Source organism: Bombilactobacillus bombi (assembly GCF_013607485.1).
GTDB lineage: Bacteria > Bacillota > Bacilli > Lactobacillales > Lactobacillaceae > Bombilactobacillus > Bombilactobacillus bombi_A.
Genome location: NZ_SCHP01000162.1, coordinates 1 through 398, shown reverse-complemented (window position 1 = coordinate 398; position 398 = coordinate 1). Strand labels below are relative to the sequence as shown.

Annotated in this window: 1 protein-coding gene; it reads right to left on the bottom strand. The window is 36.7% G+C overall.

The genetic code is table 11. The annotated features are described in order from the left end of the window. Window positions 1-192, bottom strand: a 192-nt coding sequence (locus EQ827_RS09020) for a hypothetical protein (protein WP_219912700.1), incomplete at its 3' end; no start/stop codon positions are given. Window positions 193-398 lie beyond the last annotated feature (206 nt).

Below are 398 nucleotides of genomic sequence, written 5' to 3'. Positions count from 1 at the left end.
CTCATGTGATTCGCCATTTTTAATTTCATCATCCGGCGTTACGAGTTTTCTAAAAATAAGCAGGTCGTATTCTTCAAGCGTATCAAATGCACAAGGATGTTCAATATTCGCAATATCTCGCATATGAAACTCATTAATGGATACATCTGCAAGTTGCTGAATTTTTTGTTGCCATTCTTCATTCTGGCTCACAACATCCGATCTCACACTATCAATCCAGAAAAACTCGAGAATATGTTCAGTGTGCTTTTCACGGCTTAAAAAAACATAGCCGTCATTTTGATGACGATAAAAATAATAAACCTGCATACCATGTCGATCTATTGGTGTATTACTTGCATCATGCCATAAAAAAAGCCCGCATCAAGCGGACTTTTTTAGTGTGTTAAGCAATTATG